We start from the raw sequence: 7,025 nt of genomic DNA, 5'->3' as shown, positions 1-7,025 counted from the left end.
AACATTTCGGACAATGGAACCATTGCACGAATGATTTGGGCACCGCCACGGGAATCCATACCTTCAATCCGACCACGACGGGAGTTCAACATACCCATTACGTCTCCCATGTATTCCTCTGGAACCGTTACTTCAACTTTCATAATCGGCTCAAGCAATACAGGTTTACATTTGTCTTTCGCTGCTTTCAGCGCCATTGAACCGGCAATTTTAAATGCCATTTCATTGGAATCGACATCATGGTATGATCCATCCACGATTGTAGCTTTAACGTCCACCAGCGGGAAGCCAGCCAGGACACCGTTTTTCATTTGCTCTTCAATACCAGCAAGTGCAGGTCCGATGTATTCTCTTGGAACAGAACCACCGACAACCTTGCTTTCAAACTGGCTACCTGTACCTGCTTCAAGTGGTTCGAACTCAACCCATACGTGACCATATTGACCACGACCACCGGATTGACGAACAAACTTACCTTCAACACGTGCTGGAGCACGGAATGTTTCACGGTATGCTACTTGTGGTTTACCTACATTAGTTTCCACTTTGAACTCACGACGCATGCGGTCAATGATAATGTCCAAGTGAAGCTCACCCATACCCGCCAAGATAGTTTGGCCAGTTTCTTCGTTAGTAGAAGCGCGAAGAGTTGGATCTTCTTCGGTCAACTTACCGAGTGCAACTGCCATTTTGTCTTGGTCAGCTTTGGTTTTAGGCTCAACCGCGATTTCGATAACCGGATCAGGGAAATTCATGGACTCGAGAATAACTGGATTCTTCTCATCACACAGTGTATCACCTGTACCTGTATCTTTCAAACCTACGGCTGCCGCAATGTCACCGGAGTATACTTCAGTGATTTCTTGACGGCTGTTCGCATGCATTTGAAGAATACGTCCGATACGTTCACGTTTGCCCTTTGTTGCATTCAATACGTAGGAACCGGATTGAAGCACACCGGAGTATACGCGGAAGAATGTCAACTTACCAACGTAAGGGTCCGTCATAATTTTGAAGGCCAATGCGGAGAAAGGCTCTTCATCAGAAGAATGACGTTCAACTTCTGTACCATCTTCCAGATGACCTTGAATACTCGGTACATCAATAGGAGCTGGCAGGTAATCAACAACAGCGTCCAGCATTAACTGAACACCTTTGTTACGGTAAGAAGATCCACAGATAACTGGGAAGATCTTAACTTCTACAACACCTTTGCGGAGAGCGGCTTTAATTTCTTCAACCGTGATCTCTTCACCTTCAAGGTATTTCATAGTCAAATCTTCGTCCAGTTCAGCAACCTTCTCAATCAATTCGTTGCGGAGTTCTTCGACTTTGTCTTTGTATTCCGCGGGAATTTCGGTTTCTTCGATATTTTGACCAAGGTCATCTTTGTACATATATGCCTTTTGTCCAACGATATCAATGATACCTAAAAAGTCATTTTCTGCACCGATTGGAAGTTGAATCGCAACTGCGTTCGCTTGAAGGCGATCACGCATATCAGCTACAACGTTCAAGAAGTCGGCACCAATAATATCCATTTTGTTTACATATGCGATACGTGGAACGCCATAGCGATCAGCCTGTCTCCATACAGTTTCAGACTGAGGCTCAACGCCTTCTTTCGCACTGAAAACACCAACTGCTCCGTCCAATACACGAAGGGAACGTTCAACTTCAACAGTGAAGTCAACGTGCCCCGGGGTGTCGATGATATTGACGCGGTGACCTTTCCAGGCAGCGGTCGTCGCAGCGGAAGTAATCGTGATTCCGCGCTCTTGTTCTTGCTCCATCCAGTCCATTGTTGCAGCACCTTCGTGAACTTCACCGATTTTGTGCGTACGGCCTGTGTAGAACAAGATCCGCTCTGTTGTTGTGGTTTTACCCGCGTCAATATGAGCCATGATCCCGATATTACGTGTATTTTTCAAGGAGAACTCTCTTGCCATGAAATGGGTCTCCCTTCAAAATTGAAGTTATTTTTTTAAGCTGAATCCTACCAACGATAGTGAGCAAACGCTTTGTTCGCTTCAGCCATTTTGTGCGTGTCTTCACGTTTTTTCACGGAAGCGCCTGTGTTGTTGGAAGCATCGATAATCTCAGCCGCCAAACGCTCTTCCATAGTTTTCTCGCCGCGGTTGCGGGAGTAGTTTACGAGCCAACGTAATCCCAGGGACGTACGTCTTTCTGGTTTTACCTCGATTGGTACTTGGTAGTTGGCACCGCCGACACGGCGTGCTTTAACTTCCAGGACTGGCATGATATTCTTGATAGCTGCTTCAAAAACTTCCATCGGGTCATTCCCCGTACGTTCTTGGATAAGCTTGAACGCATTATACAGAATGCTTTGAGCAACGCCTCTTTTTCCGTCGAGCATGATGCGGTTGATCAAGCGAGTAACCAACTTGCTGTTGTATACCGGATCTGGCAACACGTCTCTTTTGGTAACTGGACCTTTGCGTGGCATGGATATCCCCCTTTCTTACATGTTAAACCTGCATACGCGGTTTATATTCATTAGGATTTTTTAGCTTTAGGGCGTTTTGCGCCGTATTTGGAACGAGCTTGCATGCGGTTATTTACGCCTGCAGTATCCAAAGCACCGCGAACGATGTGATAACGCACACCCGGAAGGTCTTTTACACGACCGCCACGAATCAGCACTACGCTGTGTTCTTGAAGGTTATGTCCAATACCTGGAATGTAAGCAGTCACCTCTACACGGTTCGTCAAGCGAACACGAGCATATTTACGAAGTGCGGAGTTTGGTTTTTTCGGAGTCATAGTACCTACACGAGTGCATACTCCACGTTTTTGTGGGGCGCTGATGTCAGTAGCTTCACGTTTCAAGGCATTAAAACCTTTTTGCAAAGCTGGTGATTTCGATTTCTCGATTTTGGCTTGACGTCCTTTACGAACCAGTTGGTTAATAGTTGGCATGTTGGTTGCCACCCCCTTCCTCAATTTTTGCTGTTACTTTACAAACCTTATCTAAGTCCACAGACCCAGGCGGTTCATAAAAGAACAAATGAAAAGTCTTTGCCGCCAAGAATAACGATTCCCTAGACAAAAACGTTCCTTACCCTATTGTTTTACGATAGCAACCATCGCGGCCCCCACTTCAATCCCGCATGCAGCTCCGAGATTTTTCATTGTATCTACGAGAGTCACTTTGACTCCTTGCTTATCGCACAAATCAATGATGTTGGAAGTGAGACGCTGATCTGCATCTTCTGCCACATATACTTCTGAGGCGAAGCCCAATTCTACCATACGAATGGTTTGTTTGGTACCGATTTTGACATGAGCATCTTGTAGTCCCTGTTCTTTAGACATATCTCATTCCTCCGAAAAGACCCAATAGCATATAGGCTGCTCACGCACCTTTGCTATATTAGCATTGACTATGAACAATGTCAAGACAATTATCAACTATAATCTATTCAAACAAAGTAGTACGTTACTTTTTCATAAGAAGCGCCGGAGCACCGTTGCTGTAGCTTTTACCCAAAGCTTATATCTACGGTGTTCCGGGCTTATTATACTATTTTTATATTACTCAGCTGAAATGGGTTCAAGCTCCTCAGATGAGGATTGCCCCTCTTCAGGCTGGGCAAATTTCACGCTACGGTAACGGTTCATACCTGTTCCCGCAGGGATCAATTTACCGATAATTACATTTTCTTTCAGACCAAGCAACTGATCGACTTTTCCTTTGATAGCTGCGTCTGTCAAGACACGAGTAGTTTCCTGGAAGGAAGCCGCTGACAAGAAGGAGTCAGTTTCCAAAGACGCCTTGGTGATACCAAGAAGAACTGGTTTGGCTACTGCTGGTTCTTGACCACTGAGAATAGCTATCTTGTTTGCATTCTCATACTCATGCACATCAACAAATGAACCTGGAAGAAGTGTCGTGTCGCCCGCATCAATGATACGAATTTTACGCAACATTTGACGAATCATAACTTCTACGTGCTTGTCGTTAATTTCTACACCCTGGTTCCGATATACACGTTGAACTTCCTGGAGGATATAGTTCTGTACCCCGCGAATACCTTTAATACGCAGCATTTCTTTAGGGTCAATCGAACCATCCGTCAGTTCATCCCCGGCTTCAACAGTCATGCCTTCGCTTACGCGCAGACGTGAACCATAAGTAACCGAATAGGTTTTTGTTTCAGCTTCACCCTGAATGTCGATTTCGCGACGGTCTTTCCCTTCGCGAACCTCTTTAACTACACCGTCAATTTCACTGATGGTTGCCTGACCTTTAGGATTACGTGCTTCAAAAAGCTCCTGAATACGAGGCAAACCTTGCGTGATATCATCGCCCGCTACACCACCTGTGTGGAACGTACGCATGGTGAGCTGTGTCCCTGGTTCACCGATGGATTGAGCCGCGATAATACCAACCGCTTCACCAATCTCAACGTGTTTGCCAGTAGCCAGATTACGACCGTAGCATTTTTTGCAGACGCCATGTTTAGCACGGCAACTTAGCACGGAGCGAATTTGGACTTTTTCTACACCAGCTTTAACAATCGCTTCAGCTTTGTTGGAGTCAATCAGTTCGTTGCGTCTAGCCAAAATCTCACCAGTCTCAGGATGACGTACGGTTTCGAAGCAATAACGACCTTCCAAACGATCGTACAGGTCCTCAATTACTTCTTTACCGTCCTGGATGCGGCTTACTGTAAAGCCTTTATCCGTTCCGCAGTCATCTTCGCGCACGATAACATCTTGTGCCACGTCAACGAGACGACGAGTCAGGTAACCAGAGTCAGCTGTACGTAACGCTGTATCCGCCAAACCTTTACGCGCTCCGTGTGTGGAGATGAAGTACTCGAGTACTGTCAGACCTTCACGGAAATTCGATTTGATTGGGAGCTCGATAATACGACCCGATGGATTCGCCATCAGTCCGCGCATACCGCCGAGCTGAGTAATCTGTGATTTATTACCACGCGCCTTGGAGTCAACCATCATCATGATGGAGTTGTAGCGATCCATGGATTTCATCAAAATGTCTGTGATATCATCTTTAGCCTTGGACCAAATATCGATAATCCGGTCATAGCGCTCCTCGTTCGTAATCAGACCACGACGATACTGATTCGTTACGACTTGTGCTTTATCGTCAGACGCTTTAAGAATATCCTGTTTCTCTTGAGGTACAACTACGTCTGCCACAGCAACCGTTACACCTGCACGAGTGGAATACGTAAAGCCAAGCTGTTTGATCTTATCCAAAATCACAGCCGTTTCTGTTGTGTGGTAAATCTCAAAGCAACGGGCGATGATATTACCAAGGTAATCCTTACCCACTCCACTAGCTTGTGGAGCGTTCTGAATGGCTTCAGTAAGATTTACACCCTTCTCATAAACAAAGAACTCTTCAGCAGTACCATAGAGCAGGTTAGCGCGAGTAGCGTCATTGATATACGGGAAGCTTGCTGGGAATATCTCATTAAAGATAATTTTACCCACAGTTGTAATCAACATTGCATCCTGTTGCTTCTCTGTAAAGCTCGTTTTATTCAACGCCTTAACCGGAATAGCTACACGGGCATGAAGCCCCGCAGTTCCACGCTGATAAGCTGAGATCGCCTCATTCGGGTTGCGAAGGATCATGTTACTTCCTTCTTCTTCCTTGTTATCCATAGTCAAATAGAATGAGCCAAGGACCATATCCTGGGAAGGAGTAACAACAGGCTTGCCGTCTTTGGGATTCAAAATGTTGCCGGATGCCAGCATGAGCAAACGAGCTTCAGCTTGAGCTTCCGCAGACAACGGAACGTGAACCGCCATTTGGTCACCGTCAAAATCGGCATTATATGCCGTACATACGAGCGGATGCAAACGAATCGCACGGCCTTCAACCAAGATTGGTTCAAACGCTTGAATCCCCAGTCTATGCAGCGTAGGGGCACGGTTTAGAAGAACTGGATGTTCCTTGATTACTTCTTCGAGTACGTCCCATACTTCAGCACTCACGCGTTCCACTTTACGCTTCGCGCTCTTGATGTTGTGTGCCAAACCTTTGTTCACAAGCTCTTTCATTACAAAAGGCTTGAACAGCTCCAGCGCCATTTCTTTCGGCAGACCGCATTGGTACATCTTCAAGTACGGACCTACAACGATAACGGAACGACCGGAATAGTCAACACGTTTCCCGAGCAAGTTTTGACGGAAACGTCCTTGTTTACCTTTCAGCATGTGGCTGAGGGATTTCAAAGGACGATTACCCGGACCTGTAACAGGACGACCACGACGACCATTATCAATCAGAGCGTCAACAGCTTCCTGCAGCATCCGTTTTTCATTTTGCACGATAATATCTGGCGCACCCAGATCTAACAGGCGTTTCAGACGGTTATTACGGTTAATAACACGACGATACAGATCATTAAGGTCAGAAGTAGCAAAACGTCCACCATCCAGCTGTACCATCGGACGAAGCTCAGGAGGTATAACAGGCAGTACGTCCATGATCATCCAATCCGGTTGGTTACCGGAATTACGGAATGCCTCAATAACTTCAAGGCGTTTGATCGCACGGTTTCGACGTTGTCCCTGAGCTGTACGCAGCTCTTCTTTTAAAAATTCCAATTCTTTGTCTATATCCAAGTCTTGAAGAAGCTTTTTAACCGCTTCAGCACCCATTCCCGCCTGGAATCCGTAGCCATATTTCTCACGGTAGCTGCGATATTCTTTCTCGGACAGGAGTTGCTTTTTCTCCAAAGGCGTATCTCCTGGATCGGTTACAACATAAGATGCGAAGTAAATGATCTCTTCCAAAGATCTTGGAGACATATCAAGAGCAAGACCCATACGACTCGGAATGCCTTTGAAGTACCAAATGTGCGATACAGGAGCAGCCAACTCAATGTGGCCCATACGTTCACGGCGAACCTTAGCGCGAGTAACTTCTACTCCACAACGGTCGCAGACAACACCTTTATACCGTACACGTTTGTACTTACCACAATGACATTCCCAGTCTTTCGTAGGTCCGAAAATCTTCT

Annotated in this window: 5 protein-coding genes; all 5 read right to left on the bottom strand. The window is 46.0% G+C overall.

Annotated features, from left to right (window positions below; genetic code table 11):
- A partial coding sequence (fusA, locus tag AC5V8P_RS21710) for an elongation factor G (protein ID WP_495473852.1) occupies positions 1-1,949 on the bottom strand: 1,949 nt, incomplete at its 3' end.
- A gap of 47 nt (positions 1,950-1,996) precedes the next feature.
- Positions 1,997-2,467, bottom strand: coding sequence for a 30S ribosomal protein S7 (rpsG, locus tag AC5V8P_RS21705; protein ID WP_007432586.1), 471 nt, complete (start codon positions 2,465-2,467; stop codon positions 1,997-1,999).
- Positions 2,468-2,517: 50 nt separating this feature from the next.
- Positions 2,518-2,940: a 30S ribosomal protein S12 gene (rpsL, locus tag AC5V8P_RS21700; RefSeq protein ID WP_007432587.1), complete on the bottom strand. Its 423-nt coding sequence runs from the start codon at positions 2,938-2,940 to the stop codon at positions 2,518-2,520.
- Between the two features lie 144 nt (positions 2,941-3,084).
- Positions 3,085-3,336, bottom strand: a complete 252-nt coding sequence (locus AC5V8P_RS21695) for a ribosomal L7Ae/L30e/S12e/Gadd45 family protein (RefSeq protein WP_064795934.1) — start codon at positions 3,334-3,336, stop codon at positions 3,085-3,087.
- Between the two features lie 219 nt (positions 3,337-3,555).
- Positions 3,556-7,025 (bottom strand): DNA-directed RNA polymerase subunit beta' (gene rpoC, locus AC5V8P_RS21690; RefSeq protein ID WP_495473851.1); only part of this gene is annotated, 3,470 nt, incomplete at its 5' end.

Source organism: Paenibacillus sp. N119s (assembly GCF_059447605.1).
This window is presented reverse-complemented; position numbering and strand designations above follow the sequence as displayed.